Source organism: Parabacteroides distasonis (assembly GCF_004793765.1).
Classification (GTDB): domain Bacteria; phylum Bacteroidota; class Bacteroidia; order Bacteroidales; family Tannerellaceae; genus Parabacteroides; species Parabacteroides distasonis_A.
The window spans coordinates 1-17443 of sequence record NZ_SRYM01000031.1 but is presented as its reverse complement, the minus strand read 5'-3'; the positions used below and the strand labels follow the sequence as shown (position 1 = coordinate 17443).

The 17443-nt window shown below is 40.7% G+C and carries 12 protein-coding genes; 5 read left to right on the top strand and 7 right to left on the bottom strand.

From position 1 onward, the window contains the following. Positions 1-8: 8 nt before the first annotated feature. The 7 genes from E5342_RS11395 to E5342_RS11365 all read right to left on the bottom strand — a co-directional run bounded on the left by E5342_RS11395 (position 9) and on the right by E5342_RS11365 (position 11122). On the bottom strand, positions 9-1883 hold the full coding sequence (locus tag E5342_RS11395; RefSeq protein WP_135959401.1) for a glycoside hydrolase family 127 protein: 1875 nt from the start codon (positions 1881-1883) through the stop codon (positions 9-11). Between the two features lie 253 nt (positions 1884-2136). Continuing rightward, positions 2137-4179 (bottom strand): beta-L-arabinofuranosidase domain-containing protein, encoded by a 2043-nt coding sequence (locus E5342_RS11390; RefSeq protein ID WP_135959400.1) that lies wholly within the window; start codon positions 4177-4179, stop codon positions 2137-2139. A 57-nt stretch (positions 4180-4236) separates the two neighbouring features. Further along, on the bottom strand, positions 4237-5865 hold the full coding sequence (locus E5342_RS11385) for a RagB/SusD family nutrient uptake outer membrane protein (RefSeq protein ID WP_121735393.1): 1629 nt from the start codon (positions 5863-5865) through the stop codon (positions 4237-4239). 13 nt (positions 5866-5878) lie between these two features. Further along, a complete protein-coding gene (locus E5342_RS11380; RefSeq protein WP_135959399.1) occupies positions 5879-9088 on the bottom strand; it encodes a TonB-dependent receptor in 3210 nt (1069 codons plus the stop codon). 240 nt (positions 9089-9328) lie between these two features. Next, positions 9329-10258, bottom strand: a complete 930-nt coding sequence (locus tag E5342_RS11375) for a FecR family protein (protein WP_121735394.1) — start codon at positions 10256-10258, stop codon at positions 9329-9331. 74 nt (positions 10259-10332) lie between these two features. Next, positions 10333-10878: an RNA polymerase sigma-70 factor gene (locus E5342_RS11370; RefSeq protein WP_005867296.1), complete on the bottom strand. Its 546-nt coding sequence runs from the start codon at positions 10876-10878 to the stop codon at positions 10333-10335. A 67-nt stretch (positions 10879-10945) separates the two neighbouring features. Beyond that, complete coding sequence (locus E5342_RS11365; RefSeq protein ID WP_236651496.1) at positions 10946-11122, bottom strand: hypothetical protein; 177 nt, start codon at positions 11120-11122, stop codon at positions 10946-10948. Positions 11123-11659: 537 nt separating this feature from the next. Between E5342_RS11365 and E5342_RS11360 the strand changes: the two genes are divergently transcribed. The 5 genes from E5342_RS11360 (at position 11660) to E5342_RS11335 (ending at position 17404) form a co-directional block, all read left to right on the top strand. Then, positions 11660-13210, top strand: a complete 1551-nt coding sequence (locus E5342_RS11360; protein ID WP_135959398.1) for a PglZ domain-containing protein — start codon at positions 11660-11662, stop codon at positions 13208-13210. A gap of 75 nt (positions 13211-13285) precedes the next feature. Beyond that, the gene (gene tsaE / locus E5342_RS11355; protein WP_135959397.1) at positions 13286-13705 is read left to right on the top strand and encodes a tRNA (adenosine(37)-N6)-threonylcarbamoyltransferase complex ATPase subunit type 1 TsaE; all 420 of its coding nucleotides are present in this window, start codon (positions 13286-13288) and stop codon (positions 13703-13705) included. Positions 13706-13709: 4 nt separating this feature from the next. After that, on the top strand, positions 13710-13919 hold the full coding sequence (locus tag E5342_RS11350) for an immunity 17 family protein (RefSeq protein WP_121735397.1): 210 nt from the start codon (positions 13710-13712) through the stop codon (positions 13917-13919). Between the two features lie 86 nt (positions 13920-14005). After that, positions 14006-15565 (top strand): ATP-binding protein, encoded by a 1560-nt coding sequence (locus E5342_RS11345; protein ID WP_135959396.1) that lies wholly within the window; start codon positions 14006-14008, stop codon positions 15563-15565. A 249-nt stretch (positions 15566-15814) separates the two neighbouring features. Beyond that, entirely contained in the window at positions 15815-17404 is a 1590-nt protein-coding gene (locus tag E5342_RS11335; RefSeq protein WP_135959394.1) for a tetratricopeptide repeat protein, read from the top strand. The last annotated feature ends 39 nt before the right edge of the window (positions 17405-17443 follow it).

Below are 17443 nucleotides of genomic sequence, written 5' to 3'. Positions count from 1 at the left end.
TGGATTTTTTATTCTATATCTAATTCGTGTTCCTTATAATCTACCCATACTTTCATTCTCCCCGCTTTCCGGTTATCCCAGGCATAATAGGGGATGAAAGTAATGGATTGTTGCTCGTTTATCGCCTTGATGATTTCCACTCCATTCAAAAGGTCTGGTTCGAAAGCAGTCTTGAATACGGCATTCGAATCGAGTTCTATCTGATCGAAATGATGGGGGTTGTCCACTTCTTCCATACAATAAACGAGAGGACCGCGTTGGATGGCACGTTTACCTATGTTTTCTGTAACCAAGGGATCTGCCGCCTCTACTTCAACGGGCATATCCATGTCTAACGAGATTACGTCGCCAGATTTCCAGTCGTAGATGATCGCATATCCTTTTTCTTGAGATAAACCCACTTCTTTTCCGTTGATCGTTAAGGTATAATTTCTGCACCAACCGGGTATTCGGAGCCGAATTTCTTTTGGCAGGTCTTTTGTGGAAGAAACCGTGAGTTTGACAGAACCATCCCAAGGGTAATTCGTTTCTTGTCGCAAGATAACATGGCTATCCTCTAGAGTCAATTGGGTTGTATTGCCGATGTAAAGGTTTACCCATAACGCATCCTTGGATGTCGCATAAATATAATTCCCGATAGAAGGTAAGAAGCGGGAGATTTGGCTGGGGCAACAAGCACAACCATACCACTCCTGTCTGTGATGATCTCCTTTGGATTCTAGTGGATTCACATAGAAGAAACGATCTCCAGCCAAAGAAATACCGGCAAGTACGCCATTGTACATGGCACGTTCCAGTATATCCATATATTTAGAGTCGCCTGTAAGTTGATTCATGCGTTGGTTCCAGAATACCATACCAACGGAAGCGCAGGTTTCGCAATAAGCGTCTAGATTTGGTAAATCATAGTCTTTCGTGAATCCCTCGTTATCCTTGGATGAACCGATTCCTCCGGTAATATACATATTTCGTAGTACGACATCATCCCATAAACGATTCATTGCGTCTATATACTCTGTGTCGTTTTTTAAGACGGCTACATCGGCCATGCCACAGTAAAGGTACATACATCTTACCGCATGTCCCGATATGTCAGTAAGTTTCCTGACAGGGTAACTATCTTGATAGTACGCAGGATTCCATGTACCTTCGTTACCCATACTTCCGTGACCATGTCCACGTTCTTCCAATAACCAATAAGCGAAATCCAGATATTTTTGTTCTTGGGTAACTTGGTAGAGTTTCACGAGTGCCAGTTCGATTTCCTCATGTCCCGGTACCCAATGTGCCTTTTCCGGCCCGAATTGTCTCATCATATGGTCTGCCATTCGGATACATACGTCGAGGAGTTTACGTTTACCGGTTGCTTGGAAATAAGCTACTCCTGCTTCTATCATATGTCCGGCGCAATACATCTCGTGTTTGTCCATATTTGTCCACCGTTTTTCCAATCCGGTTAGTGTGTAAAAGGTATTGACATACCCATCCGGTTGTTGCGCAGCTTCGAATTTATCGATCCATTCGTCCGCTTTCTTCTCTAGTTCTGGGTTCGGGTTATTGATTAGGCTGTAAGCAATCCCTTCTAGTGCCTTGTAAACATCGGAATCATCAAAGAAAATACCAGAGTGTTCTCCTTCTCCTTTGGCCGCATTTTCGAAATTACGAATACGTCCGGTTTGATTCTCTATTTGATCGATGCAAACAGGTAGAGTCGTTGAGACGTGCTTGCTGAGTCTGGGAGACCAAAAATTGTCATTGATTTTCACATGGGAGAAATCGATCTGATTAATTACTTTTAAAGGTTGCTCTTTTCTGTTTTCTTTAGAGCTTTGGCAACCCAACAAAAAAAAGGTTGATGCGATGAGTATTAGACATTGCTTCATATAGCTTTAGAAATTGTGATTAATAGTTTGTGGGGGATAAAGATAGGGAATTATTCTCAATTTCGGATAATTTATGAGACAGTGTTTATATAGGGATATTCGGTAAATGTCTCTAAAAATAAAATGGCATATGAAGATGACAGTTTATTATAATCATTATCATATGCCATTTTATTGCAAATTTCTTGTATTGTATCTGATAATCCTGAGTGCAGACCTATACTTCCAGTGAATGCCGTGTGTTAGGTTTCTTTTACCGTACCGGGAATTCTGTTATACGTAAAGTCGTACATCCATAGGGGATTAACTCGATCGTCTCTTCATCACCCATCGGTTCGTTGGCTTGCATGAAGAAATTTACGGGGCCGGCGGAACCTTTGAACATTTTCCATGAAGGTAAGATCCGTCCTTTTGTTTTGATCGTGATAGGTGCATTCTCTAGGTTCCATGGGTAAGGGGCGATGTTCTCTACCTTTTTAACGACGAAATTTTTCTCTAGTTCTTCTTTTTTTAAATATTTGCGAACTAAGGAATAATTCCATGGGGAAGTAGAGGTGACTTCATAATACCATTCTCCTTTATGTGAAGACTCTGGTCGTTGATCAACCTTGCGTTCCCATTTCTCATCCATCTTTAGGGAATACAATAATGGGCCTCGTTCGATGACAACTGCATCGTCATACCAATTGCTTGTGGATATACGCATGGGTAGCTCTAGCTGGATATGATCGCCATCTTTCCATTCCCGGTTGATTCGTACGATTTCGCCAGAGTGAGCTGCGATAGAGACAGCCTCGCCATTTATCGTAATCACGGGATTATTACACCAAGCAGGAATTCGCAAGTGAAAAGGGAAAAAGGCTTTCTTGTCTTTCTTGCTAGGGAACGATAAATTGAAATCGATCTTTTCTTCAAAGGGATAATCGGTCTTCTCTGCGATTTTAACCGTGATGTCGTTTCCCACTTGGACAGTCACTTCCGATGGTGCGTAGATAAGTGAAGCGATGCCATTATCGGCGGTGGCAAACCATAGATGTCGTGTGAATTTAGGCCAACCTTGATGTAAATTGGAGGTACAACAAGGATAACCGCTCAATTCTCCGAAAACAATGTCTGTGTCCTCGTGTGGTGAGACAAAGTTACGTCCTTCGCAAGTGATCGCTACTTGATTGACTTGCTGATAATATTGTCGTGCGGAAAAGTCATCCTTGATCTGTGTTGGCAGTACATTGTATGCGACTTTCTCTAAATGATCAGCCCACTGGACATCTCCGGTTATCTCTAACATTTTCTCGAGAGAGAACATCATCTCGACAGCGGTACAGAGTTCCGATCCTTGTGTCGGGTTACCGAAACGTAAAAGTTCATCTCCCGCCCATAATCCTGTAGGAAAACCAATCGTATGGCGCATTTTCCGTACAGCTTCCTTAACCGCTTCCAGATTTTGAGGATTATGGCTCTGTTGGTAATAAATGACAGGTTCCTTGAATCCTTGGGCGAGATTTACACAATGCAGGCTGTTTTGCCGGGCTAAATGATCTTGGTTCAAAAACACGTCAGTCCAATTGAAGGTTTGCTTATGGATTAACTCTCCTAATTCCAAAAGGAAAGGATCGCCCGTGATATTATAAAGCCAATATACGATCATCAGATTATCCCCTCCTCGTTGTTCAGCCCAGAAAGTCCATTTTCCCAAAGGACTTTTAGGCAGTTCAGAAAGCTGGTATTTGAAATAATTAGTGAGGAACGAGATAACTCTTTGATCGTTGGTAGCGGAATAATATTGTTGCAGAACTTTGAGCATAACCATTTTGGGCCACCAATCTTGTGCGTTATCCCGCTGTAGGCCGGGTTCATAGTCTCTGTCTGTATCTGGCCCGAAATATCCGTTAGGCTTTTGAGAAGCCAATGTCCATTCAATCCAAGGCTTTACTTTTTGGATCAAGACCTCATCATTCATGATGTAAGCCAGAGGTAGTAAGCCATCGATCCAGTATGGGCCTCGTTCCCATACGTCTCCATCTCCACCCAACCAACCGTTACGCGGTCCCATTACTTTCGTATAGATAGAATCCAGATGGCCGGTCATTCCCGTACACATTCGTTCCATTTGAATTTTTAGCCAACCCGTAGGTTTAACATCCCCAATAGGCAACTCTATATAAGGTTTAGAGGCTAATGGATAACGATTGTTCGGGTAATTAATGTTGATAGAACCTTCATTTCCCGGCAATGTAGCAGAAACGGAGGCAATAGAGATTAGACTTGATAATGTTATCGTTAATAAATACTTCATTTTTTCGAAATAGAGATTAAGGGAGGGTATGCCTTGTAAGACATACCCTCTATGTTATTATTGATAATTCAGATTTTGTTCCAGATTCGGATTGGTATCTACTACTTTTTGAGGTAAGGGAAATACCGTTTTATAATCTCCATTCGGCTCATGAGATAACCATTTAGCTTTTGTGAAATGACCGAAACGTATCATATCTCTCCGGCGATAAGATTCTCCAGCGAATTCCCAACCTAGTTCATCATAGAAACGTCCGAATTTTTCCGGATAAACTTGATTTTGCGAAGTTAATACATAGTTTTCTACCGTACCGTATTTGTAACAGGATTTTTCTTGTAATTGCGCTCCTGAGACAATCGCTTTTTCAGGATGTTCTTTAAATGCTCTTTTTCTGACCATACTGACAATAGACGCTGCTTGATCTGCTTTCCCAGTACGTAAAAGGCATTCTGCTTTCATCATATGGACTTGCGTAAGTCTGAATAAGACCAAATCATTATTTAGTTCACTTCTGGCTCCCATCTCAACCTCATATTTTAACCAGCGATATCCTTCTGCCTCACCGGTGAAAATTCCGTTGGGCATTTTGTTGACGAAGATAAGAGGTTGTCCCATTAAGTCATAAGAGCCTGTAAGAGGTGTCCCATCGGATGCGTATTGGGGACCTCCTAGCCAAGTCGCATTTAAACGTTCGTCATCTGGATCATAGGTGTCGATGAATTGAGGTATTCCTTTATAGGCCCCAGCTCCCCAAGGGCTTCCAACTAGATCATACGTTTTTTGGTTTGCTCCGTGTAAGGCGGCTAAATGATAGTTAAATCCAGTGGCAAATATTTCATCATAAGGAATGACTAATATATTTTCTAATGAGTTTTCATTGTGTGCCTTAAATGGATCGCTATAATTAATGTCTAAACTGTATTTTCCTGAATTAATGATATCATCGCACTCTTGAATACAAGCATTCCATTGGGGATCACCTGTATATACTTCTGCGTTCAAATATACGTTAGCGAGGAGGGCTTTAGCTCCCCATAATGTGAATCTTCCATAATTAGATTCATTTTTCTCTGTTGGGAGATCGCTGAAAGACTCTTTTAGTTCTTTGACTATAAAATCATAAAGATCCTTCTGGGATGTTTTTACAGGTAATTCTGAGGTGGGTTCCGTTACTAAAGGAGCATCTCCGAAATTATCCATGATGTACCAGTAATAGAAAGCACGTAATGCTCGAGATTCAGCGATCATGGCAGCCTTGTTTTCATTTGCGGCAAAAGGAAAATCATCTTGGTTGATAATGCTGATAGCCCGGTTTGCCAAGATAATTCCGGAATAGCAAACTTCCCATAAACGATTCACTTGTAATTGTTCGGAGTTCCATGAATGTTGATGCATTCTACGAAATACACCTCCATCATCCCAACCGGAACCATTAGCGGGGAACACTGCGGCATCGGTACATATTTCTTGACTCAGCATTGGAGCTTGTCCGGAACCGCAATATCCCCAATCTTGAAGATTGGTATAAGCGGCACCAACCACTTTAGTTGCGTCTCCAGCTTCATATTTATAACTATCTTCAGTAATGTCAGAGAAGATTTCTTCGGTTAGGTCTGTGCAGGAAATAAAATTCAATGAACAGCAGCCTAATAATAAGATATTTATATGTTTTTTAATTGTATTCATGAGTTTATTTATTTTAAAAAGTAAACATTGCGCCTAAAGTAAAGGAACGTGTAGAAGGGTAACGGCCTAATTCATCACATCCGGGATTAAGTCCTTGCGTATTAACCTCAGGGTCTAATCCACTGTATCCTGTAAATGTGAATAGGTTATTACCGGTTGCGTATATACGTATCCTTTTTAGATAATCATTCTTAAGTTTTAAGGTATAACCAATGGTGATATTATCAATTTTCCAAAAGTTTCCTCTTTCGATGAAATAGCTAACATATTGAAGTTCCTGTTGGTCGTTTAGTACAGTCTTTCCATACTTCGGTTCATAAGCTGTGGCAAGCAAATTTCCCCGGGTCAAGTTTACGGGACATTCATAAAACATGCGGGGGTAATTGAGGATGTCATAGTCGAATGCACCTCGCATAGTTATACCTAAGTCGAAATTTTTGAAGGTAAAACTGTTATCCCAGCTTAATAGATGTTTGGGCAGGCCATTTCCAATAATTTTTTTATCTTCTGCTTGTTGCTCTGAGATCGGTTTTGGATTACCGTTTTTATCTTCAATAATCCAACGTCCTTCGCTATCTATATCGATCGTTTTAAAACCGTAGAAGTTACCAACCTCACCCCCTTCAAATATTCGATGGGTATATTGTTGGATAGGTTCGCCAGTCCAGCCATCTTCTATATAACCGGATTTTAATTGGAATTCCTCGTTTGATAGGGCAACCAACTTATTTTTGTTGGTCGAATAATTAAAGCTAGTTGTCCATGAGAATTCTTTTGTTTGTACTGGGATTGCACTGAGGTGTATCTCTAGTCCTTTATTTTGCATAGTTCCTGCGTTTGCGAGGATTTCCTGATATAAATAAGGAGGAGTGGCTACTTGATAGTTCCATAGCATATCTTTTGTCGTGCGTTTATAAAGGTCTATAGATCCACTGATACGGTTATCAAGGACACCGAAGTCTACTCCTAAGTTCCACTCTTCTTTTTTCTCCCAACGTAAGTTCGGGTTGGCGTTACTTGAAGGCTTTAACGTAGGAAGCCAACCGGAACCTGTATAAAGATTTTTATTGCTGGTCAAGCGGCTTAATGACATATATGGATCTTCAGGAATGGAACCCGTTACACCAAAACCTAAACGAGCTTTCAAGCTACTGATAAAACGTAAGGAGCTCATGAATTCCTCATTATGTATATTCCAACCTACGGATACGGCAGGAAAATTTCCCCATTTATAATTAGCTCCGAATTGTGTAGCTCCTTCATGACGGATACTGACAGATGCTAAATAACGATCATTAAAGCTATAATTGACACGAGCAAATACGCCTATTAGCTTAGCTTTCGTTTTTTCTGACTTTTCTCCAACTTCTCCTCTTTTTAAGGCAGCTCCAGCTCCCATATTATTGTAGCTATATTGATCGGATGGGAAATCCCAGTTTTGCATCCAATAATTTTCATAGGTATTGTCTTGATAAGAATAACCCGCTAAACCAGTAAGATTATGAGCGCCAAAATTATTTTTGTATTGGGCTGTGATCTCTAACAGATTATCGATAGAAGCTGTTGTTCCACGAGAAGCAAACCCGTTTTTGCCATTGCGGACAGTTGATATGTGTTTTTTAGTTTCAGCATATCCGCAGGTTTGATTATAAGAGGTTCTCGACACTAATGCTTTTACGAAAAATTCATCTATGGGAGTCAATGTAACGGTTCCGAATGTACGTAATTGGGTACTTTTATTCTCGCCATTACTTTCATATAGCGTAGCTACCGGATTCATATATCCGTTCATTGTCGGATGCTCAATCCAGTTTCCGTTATCGTCTTTCGGACGTTCAGTTGGAATATTGATTAACGCATTTCGGTAAATTTCCCCATTGAAGCTTTTGCCATCTCCTAAGGCTGTATATCTTTGTTCTTTACCCATGATGTTTAAATTAAACTTCAATAAGTTATCCCACATAGAATGGTTGATTTCCAATCGTGTGGTTAACACTCTATTGTCTGAACGTTTGATAATGCCTTGGCCTGACTTATAGTTTATGTTTGCGATGTAATTAGAGTTGCGATTACCTCCGCGTAGACTGGCATTCGTTACGTAAGAAATAGGAGTCCTTAATATCTGGTCTAGCCAATCTGTATCGTAACCATAATCAATAGCGCCGGGTTTCCCTTGTTTTACTAATTGACGGTATTGATTGGCATCTATCATATCTAATCTTTTTTTGATTTGCTGGGTAGTGACATAGGCTTGAATATCAATAGTTACAGGTATTTCTCCTTTTACTTTTTTTGTAGTGATGAAAATAACACCATTATTTCCTCTGGTTCCATAAATAGCGGCGGCTGAGCCGTCTTTTATAACATCTATGCTTTCGATATCTTCTGGTGCAACAGTGCTCATATCACCCGGAACTCCATCGACAATAACTAATGGAACCCGGTCTCCTTTTAGTGAGCCGATACCACGCAATACAATTTGAGATGAAGACGTCGGATCACCGTTAGGCATGACAATGCCAAGTCCCGCAACCTTTCCTTGAAGCAACTGGGCAGCGTCTTGTACTGAACCTTGAATGAACGTTTCACTTTTTATGCTGGAAATAGATGAAGTTAATTCCCCTTTTTTCTGTGTACCGTAGCCAACCACTACCACCTCGTCTAATTGTTGCGTATCTTCTACTAAACGGATATTGATTTGTTGTTTCCCATTTACTGGAACATCTTGTGTCAAATATCCGATATAGGAAATCTGCAAGATGGCAGAAACAGGAACATCTAACGTATAATTACCATCTATATCTGTAATAGTTCCGTTAGTTGTTCCTTTTATAACGACGTTAGCGCCGATAATAGGTTCTCCAGATTTATCTGTAATTGTTCCTGAGACCTTATTGTTATCCTGTTGTTGTTCTGCTTTTTCTTCTTTCTTCATCAACATGATATTACTGCCCTCAATCGCATATCCAATATTCGTGTTTCTGAAAATTTGTGACAAAACATCCATTACCGTTTGGTCTTGAGCGTGTACGGATGCTTTACGGTTTAAGTCGATTTCATTTGTATTATAAATGAATAAATAATCGGTTTGCTGTTCTATCTGTTCTAAAATTGAATGCGTAGATTCATTATTAGCATTGATATTGACGTGCATCGTTTGTGAATGTACGGATGCGAGTAAGCTGAAACTGAATACAAATAATGCAATGAATGTTAATCTCATTATTCGAAATGTTTTGTCTTCTGTGTTAAAAGAGGACATAAAATGCCCGTTACAAATTTTTTTCATACATTTGTAATGTCTTATTTGTTAGTACTAAATGAATTTATTTTCGCAAGTCTGGTACTGACTTATGGAAGGGGGATGTTGCAGCATCTCCCTTTTTGTGTAATTTGTGCTGTTAATTGTTTGTTATGTTTTCATTCTCTATATTCTGTATTTAAAAGGTTAACGACTAAATATTTATTTTATCACGATTAGATTCGTCTCTTCATTTTTTGTATAAGTGAAATTATGCTTTAATTGTAATACTTTCAATACATGGTCAATTCCGTCTTTGATACGGAATTTGCCGGAATAACGGTATTGAAGTAAGGATGGTCGTTGAACATCAATTTTAATATCATAATAAAGCTGTAGCTTTTCTATTAAACTTTGGATCGACTCGTCTTCGAAACAGAATAATCCCTCTTTCCATTTAAAGTAGTTGTAGTCAGGAATATGGGATGTATTTAATCCTTCCTGACTTGCGATCGCCATCTCGTTCGGTTTTAGGCGTAATCTCTTCGGCATAGTTGAGGAAGAGATTTCTACGCTGCCCTTTAATAATGCTGTCTCAAATAAAGGACTGTTGTGATATGCCTTAACATTAAATTCGGTACCCAATACATGAATTGCGTATTTTTCGGTTTGTACGGTAAAAGGACGTTTTTTGTCATGATGTACAGAAAAATACCCTTCTCCGTTAAGTTCTACGTTCCGTTTATTTGTGCCGAATTTATTAGGAAATTTCAATGTCGAGCGAGAGTTGAGCCAAACATGTGTCCCGTCCGCTAAAGTTAACTCAGCTCGCTGACCTGTGGGTACATGGATGGTTTGTATTTGTATATCCTCTAGCTTTTGTTCTACGAATTGTTTAGTAACAAAAATTCCAATTAAAAAGATCGCTGCTATTTTTAGTGTTTCGATTGCGATACGTCGAATTGTTGGAATGAATTTTTTATGAAGTGTTTTTTGCTCTGTATCCGTATGCCAAAGTGAAATATCATATAATTTACGTAAAGCCAGAAATTCACGCATGTTATCAGGGCTTTCGTCCAGCCATGACACTACTTTCAGTCTCTCTTCTTCGGAAACCTTACCTCTTATGTACCGTTGTAGTAATTGCTCCATGAATGTCTGTTAATTTGTTTTCTGTTATAAAAACAACGCTGTGCGCTAAATCCCTAGTGGGAAAATGAAAAAAATTAAGAAAAAAGAAAATAAAATAAGGGTAGATAGTCTTTCAAGTTGATACGCAAAGCTTTTAAAGCTTTGGTTATGTGGTATTCTACACCTTTTATGGTGAGGTTTGTCTCATCCGCTATTTCTTTTACGGTTTTATTCTCGAAGCGGCTCATCTCGAATATTCGATGAGTTTGTTCTGGTAAGTTTTTTAAAGTTTTGTGGATGATCCTATTGACCTCATCGGAGAAGATCTCTTTCGGATCGCAAGCCTCGAGTGTGGAAATTCTAATGCTTAGTTCTCTATTCTTTATTTCCTCTAAATTTTCAATAGCGGCATCATGTATGGCTTTATGGCGTAAATAGTTAAGGGCTTTATTTTTCAAAATCGTGAGCAATAAGGCTTCTGTTATCTCGTTTTCTCCAGCAGAGACCAGTCGCCAATATTTTACAAGCGATTCAGCTACGATATCCTCAGCCACCATGTCATCATGTACATATGATTTGGTGAACAGGAATGACCGTCGGTAATTCCGTTCATAAATGATATTAAAATCGTCTCCTTTCATCTTCAATACAGATTTAGCGGTAAAAGTAGGAATTTTTGATAGAAAAATAGTTAAAGTAATCATACTTTTATTTTCCCCGCTTTCCGGTTATTGTTGCTTCTCCTTTTTGGGTGGAGATCAGTCTCCAATACTTCACAAGAGAATCGGATACGATATCTTCTGCTATCATATCATCTGATTTAGCGAACATGAACGATCGTTGATAGTTTCGTTCGCAAATAATGTTAAAATTGTCTTTTGCCATTATAAGCTGAGTAATAAAAATAAGATTACATGACTTCTGAAGTAAAACTAAGTTCTGCAAAGTTCCTAGGGAACTATTTTCTTTACTCCTACAGAAAACAAAAGTTTCGTGCTGAAGAAACCTTAGTTTCCCTATATAGAAACAAAAGTTTCCTAAGCGGAAAACAAAGGTTTTAGCGGTATAAAACTTTAGTTTTTCATGGATAAAAACTGTATAAGCTTATATGTTAATATTTTATCTATATCAAGAAGAGGCCGTATAATGATATACGGCGAATGTGGGGAGATCGTTCTGTTTAGAGATAGAAAAGCAGTAAATGATGGTAGATAGGGCCTGATAATTGTAGATAAATTGGATATTTTTGAACCTTAGCATGTAAGAGAGAGTACTGTTCGTGAGTTGATGAAGGAGATCTCCTCATTGGCTATTCGCTTATCTGGATTTGGGAAAATTACGAGATCAAATACGAAACATCTCGTTTCTTTCGTTGTTATATGGAGGATTATCCATATATTTGTAAATAAACCAGGTAAGTTTATGGCAGCGAAGAAAGATAGAGTACTTTGGGCGGATGACGAGATTGATTTGTTAAAACCGCATATCTTGTTCTTGCAGGACAAAGGGTATGAGATCGTTCCGGTGGTGAGCGGGCAAGACGCCATTGACTGCTGTAAGGAACAATCGTTTGACATTATTTTTCTCGATGAGAATATGCCCGGCTTGACAGGATTGGAGACGCTGTCGCATATCAAGGAGATCGCTCCGAATGTGCCGGTCGTGATGGTGACTAAAAGTGAGGAGGAAAGTATCATGAATCAGGCGATCGGAAATAAGATCGCGGATTATTTGATCAAACCGGTAAATCCCAACCAATTGCTTCTCTCTATCAAGAAGAATGTCCATAAGAACGTGATTATCTCCGAGACGACCACGGTGGGTTATCAGCAGGAATTCGGTCGTATAGGTATGCAAATCAATGATTCCTTGACGACGGATGATTGGATGGATGTCTATAAGAAACTGGTGTACTGGGAACTGGAACTGGAAAGCAGCCAAGTGGCAATGACAGATATGCTCCGTATGCAGAAGGAAGAGGCCAATAACGCTTTTGCCAAATTCGTGAAGAAGAATTATGTGGACTGGATACAGAATCCGGCCGATCGCCCGTTGATGAGCCCCGACCTGTTTAAGAAGAAGGTTTTCCCAATGTTGGATAATGACGAGAAGGTTTTCTTTATATTGATCGATAATTTCCGGCTGGATCAATGGCGGGTGGTAAAAGAATTGCTTACTGAGTATTTTACGTTTGACGAGAGCTTGTATTATAGCATACTGCCAACCGCCACGCAATATGCCCGCAACTCTATATTCTCGGGCTTGATGCCTTCGCAAATAGAGCAGATGTTTCCGGATTTGTGGGTAGATGAGGAGAGCGAGGAAGGTAAGAATTTGAATGAGGCTCCATTGATTCAAACCCAGATCGATCGGTTCCGTAAGAAATATACCTTCTCATATAATAAAGTACACGATTCCCAATATGGAGAGAAGTTGTTGGCTACGATCCCTTCTCTTACTCGTAATCAACTGAATGTGATTGTGCTGAACTTCGTGGATATGCTTTCGCATGCTCGTACGGAGAGTAAGATGATCCGTGAGTTGGCGCAAAGCGAGGCAGCCTATCGCAGCTTGACTAAATCATGGTTCCAGCACTCTTCTACGCTTGAGTTGTTCAAACGAATCGCTGAGCGGGGAGCTAAGGTGATCGTTACGACCGATCACGGAACGATCCGGGTAACGAATCCGATCAAGGTGATAGGCGATAAGAATACGAATACCAATCTACGCTATAAGGTAGGCAAGAACTTGAACTACAATCCGAAAGAGGTATTCGAGATCCGGGATCCGGAAAAAGTAGGACTTCCTTCGCCGAACCTAAGCAGTAAATATATTTTTTCCTGTGGAGAGAATTTCTTCGCTTATCCGAATAATTATAACTATTACGTCTCTTATTACAAAAATACATTCCAGCACGGAGGAATCTCGATGGAGGAGATGTTGGTGCCGTTTATTACGATGGAACCGAAATGATAATGTGCCGATAAGTTGCGTATATCATAAATATCACGAACTTTGCAGTCCATATAAACTGTAAACACGAATGTTATGAGCATACTGAAAATAGAAAGTTTGGATAAGATCCATGAGGCGGCTAAGGCGTTTATCGCCGGGATGGATGATCGTACGGTCTTTGCCTTCTATGGTCCGATGGGGGCCGGTAAGACTACCTTTATCAAGGCGATCTGTGAGGAATTGGGTGTGGAGGACGTGATCAACAGTCCCACATTCGCTATTATCAATGAGTACCGTAGCGATACGACGGGAGAATTGATCTATCACTTTGATTTTTACCGGATCAATAAATTGAGTGAGGCCGAAGATATCGGAACGGAAGATTATTTCTATAGCGGGGCTTTATGCTTTATCGAATGGCCGGAGAAAATAGATGAGTTGTTGCCCGGAGATGTGGTAGGTGTAACGATCTCGGAGAATCCGGACGGTTCACGTACTGTAGAGGTTAAGTAAGTCTATGGGTCCTTCCGAATACTTTATCTTAGTCTTATTTATCGCTCTGGGATTGTTTTCAATCGTAGCGGCGATCTTTAATTTGGATTGGTACTTTAAAACCAGCGGGGCGATGACTTTCGTGAACTGGTTCGGTCGTGGCGGCGCACGTGTCTTCTATGCGTTGCTGGGAGTCGGGCTGATCGCTTGTGGGGTGCTGGGACTTATATCCTAAGGCACTCGCAGTATATATTCTACAAGGAGGGAAAAGTTATACTGGATTATTGCTATCTTTGTCTGAGACATCAAACAATAAGCTTTATGATAGCAGGAATACGGAAATTACCTATCGGGGTGCAGAGTTTTGAGTATTTGCGTAAGGAGAATTATCTTTATGTGGATAAGACCGAATTGGTTTATCAACTGGTGACAATGGGAAAGCCCTATTTCCTGAGCCGCCCCCGTCGTTTCGGCAAGAGCTTGTTGATCTCTACCTTGGAAGCCTATTTCAAGGGAAAAAAGGAATTGTTCGAGGGATTGGCGATCGAGAAGTTGGAGCGGGATTGGATTTCTTATCCTGTATTGCATCTGGATCTGAACGCCGAGAAATATGATTCCCCCGAGCGTCTGGTGTCTATCCTTTCCCGTCATTTGAATGTATGGGAGGATTGTTGGGGCAAAGATGAGCGGGAGGTTACGGTATCCGATCGTTTTATCGGCGTGATAGCCCGGGCTTATAAGCGGACCGGACGTGGTGTCGTGGTGTTGGTGGATGAATATGATAAGCCTTTGCTTCAGGCGCTTACGGATGAAAAGTTACTGGATGATTACCGGAATACCTTAAAAGGTTTCTATGGCGTATTGAAAAGCGCGGATCGTTTCTTGAGATTCGTATTCCTGACCGGAGTTACCAAGTTCTCCCAAGTGAGTGTCTTTAGCGACCTGAACCAGTTGAACGATATCAGCCTGGATTACGATTATGCCACCTTGTGCGGGATTACGCATGATGAGTTGCTTCATACGTTTGCTCCGGAATTGAAGAAAATGGCGGAGGTGCAGGAATGCCGGGAGGAAGAGGTGGTCGCCCGGATGATGTGTCAATACGACGGTTATCATTTTCACCCTTCCTGCGAGGGAGTCTTTAATCCCTTCAGCACCTTGAGTTGCCTGCAAAAGAAAGAGTTCGGCAGTTATTGGTTCCAGACCGGAACCCCTACCTTCCTGGTGAAACTGCTGCAAGATAGCGAGTACGACCTCCGTACATTGATAGATGGCGTAGAGGCGGAGGCCTCCTCTTTCGCCGAGTACCGTGCGAGCGGTAATAATCCGATCCCGCTGATATACCAAAGCGGTTATTTGACGATCAAAGGGTATGATAAGGAGTTCGGCCTCTACTCTTTGGGTTTCCCAAATGATGAGGTTCGATACGGCTTCCTTAATTTCATCCTTCCTTTCTACAGTTCTATCACGGATGACGAGAAAGGTTTTTATATCGGTAAATTCATCCGTGAATTGAGATCCGGTGACGCGGATGCCTTCCTTACCCGTCTGAAAGCCTTCTTCGCCGACTTCCCCTATGAGTTGAACGCAAAGACGGAACGCCACTATCAGGTGGTATTCTATCTGGTCTTTAAGTTGATGGGCCAGTTCTGCGAGGCGGAGGTGAAAAGTGCCAAAGGCCGTGTGGACGCCGTGGTGAAAACCTCCGATTATATTTATGTCTTCGAGTTCAAGCTGGACGGCTCGGTGGAGGATGCGTTGAGGCAGATCAACGAGAAGGGCTATCTGTTCCCTTATCAGGCCGACGGCCGGCGGTTGGTAAAGATAGGGGGCTCTTTCAGCAAGGAGGAACGGAACCTGGATCGTTGGGAGATCGTTTAGGTGACATGCCTGCGAGAGAAGATATACTTACTTGGGCAATGAAGTATATATCTAATGCCACTTGAAGTATATATTCTTCGAAAAGGGTAGTTATACCGGATTATTTGCAGCTTTGCGGTACCCCACTAAATTTCTACTGAGCCATTATATTTTATACGTGCCAGATTCATGGAATTTCCAAAATGCTCTTGCATAATAGGGAGGATATTTTTTACTTTGTACGAGTCCTTAAAATCGGTATTTTTATAGATGAGATTTGTAATCGCTCTAATACTATTGTGTGTGAATTTCTGTTTTTCCTGTCGGCAACAAACAGAAACGGTTTCCCTTGAACTAGCACAGATTGACTCTATCATGTGGGATCATCCGGACAGCGCATTGGCCTTATTGGAAAAGGTGCCTAAACCTTCCCCTTCGGATAAGCTGAACGATGCCACTTGGTGCTTGCTCTATACACAGGCTTGGGATAAAAATTATAAGAAGCATACATCGGACTCGCTGATCAACGTGGCTCTTCGTTATTTCGATAAGCAAGGAGATGGGCATAGGAAGGCGCAAGCTTGGTTTTATAAGGGTTCCGTATTGAAAGACTTGGGTAAATTGGAAGAGGCCACCGAGTGCTATGTATGGGCGAGAGACTTAATCGGCAGTTTTGATGAGCCGTTGTTCGCCTCATTGATTTGCCAGACCTTGGGGCGTGTGTATCGGGAGCAGAAGGTCTATGATCTGGCATTCGAACAGTTCCGGGAAGCCATTTATTATGTCACGCAAGTTCCCCGAAGAGATGATTGGTCGCATGCTTATTCGGAGTTGGGGCGGACATTTGCGGAGCGCAAGCGGTTGGATAGTGCCCGTTATTACTTTGAACGTTCTTTGGAGAATGCGGAATTGATTAATGATTTGAAGGCGCAAGCTATGGCTATTGGAGAGTTAGGAGTTGTGTATTTTAATGAAGGTGATTATAAGAGGGCTTTGGAATATCAAAAAGAGGAATTGGCTTTAAAGTCTCAGTCTGGGGATTCTATCAACTTTTCATCGGCTACGTTTGGAATAGCGGTCATCCTTTATCGAATGGGAGAATTGGATTCTGCGGAGGTTTATTTTAAGGAGTCACTAAACACTTCTAACATTGAAAGAATTCAAACCACAAATTTGGCTTTGTATTTTATTTCGAGAAGAAAGCATAATCATGAAGAAGCTTTTAAATATATAGATCAATATCGCTTTTTTACGGATTCTATAAATAGTGTAAATCGTACGCAGGCTATAGCGGAAGCGCAAGAGAAATACGATAATGAGAAATTGGAAAATGAGAAGAAAACTCTTTTGTTGGAAAAAGAGCGGTTGCGGAAATTGATCCTTAGAGGTTGGATCGTTATGATTTTTTTCATCGGGCTGCTCGCTTTTGGTTATCAGCGCAAGTTATGGCTGAAAGAACGGCGCTTAAGGAAATCAGAAGAGCATATTCATGAATATCTCTCAAAAGTGCATGAAAATGAAGAGATAATACAAACGAATAAGATTTTGATGAAATCTATACTTGAAGATTTTGATGATAAAATAAGGTTGATCGATGATTTGCGCAATAATATTCAGATTCTACAATCAGAAAAAAAAGAATATCAAGATAATATTGAGATCAATATCAAAAACTTGCAGAAAGAAACGGAGCGTTTAGAATCTGAAAACCGAGAATATCAATGCGAAATAGACAGATACTCTCAATCGACAGTGAAAAATGAAGCTAGGGCCATTGAGTTAGAGAAACAATCCAATCAAAATTTATTTCTCAAAGAGCGGGTGACTCTTTTGATAAATTACATCACTAGTGTCCCATAAAAATGGGAGCTAGTTAAAAATTAAATAAATTTGGTCCAC

Coding starts and splice junctions, on each gene's coding strand:
- E5342_RS11395 (WP_135959401.1), bottom strand. CDS start 1,883: ATGAAGCAATGTCTAATACTCATCGCATCAACCTTTTTTTTGTTGGGT.
- E5342_RS11390 (WP_135959400.1), bottom strand. CDS start 4,179: ATGAAGTATTTATTAACGATAACATTATCAAGTCTAATCTCTATTGCC.
- E5342_RS11385 (WP_121735393.1), bottom strand. CDS start 5,865: ATGAATACAATTAAAAAACATATAAATATCTTATTATTAGGCTGCTGT.
- E5342_RS11380 (WP_135959399.1), bottom strand. CDS start 9,088: ATGAGATTAACATTCATTGCATTATTTGTATTCAGTTTCAGCTTACTC.
- E5342_RS11375 (WP_121735394.1), bottom strand. CDS start 10,258: ATGGAGCAATTACTACAACGGTACATAAGAGGTAAGGTTTCCGAAGAA.
- E5342_RS11370 (WP_005867296.1), bottom strand. CDS start 10,878: ATGAAAGGAGACGATTTTAATATCATTTATGAACGGAATTACCGACGG.
- E5342_RS11365 (WP_236651496.1), bottom strand. CDS start 11,122: ATGGCAAAAGACAATTTTAACATTATTTGCGAACGAAACTATCAACGA.
- E5342_RS11360 (WP_135959398.1), top strand. CDS start 11,660: ATGGCAGCGAAGAAAGATAGAGTACTTTGGGCGGATGACGAGATTGAT.
- tsaE (WP_135959397.1), top strand. CDS start 13,286: ATGAGCATACTGAAAATAGAAAGTTTGGATAAGATCCATGAGGCGGCT.
- E5342_RS11350 (WP_121735397.1), top strand. CDS start 13,710: ATGGGTCCTTCCGAATACTTTATCTTAGTCTTATTTATCGCTCTGGGA.
- E5342_RS11345 (WP_135959396.1), top strand. CDS start 14,006: ATGATAGCAGGAATACGGAAATTACCTATCGGGGTGCAGAGTTTTGAG.
- E5342_RS11335 (WP_135959394.1), top strand. CDS start 15,815: ATGAGATTTGTAATCGCTCTAATACTATTGTGTGTGAATTTCTGTTTT.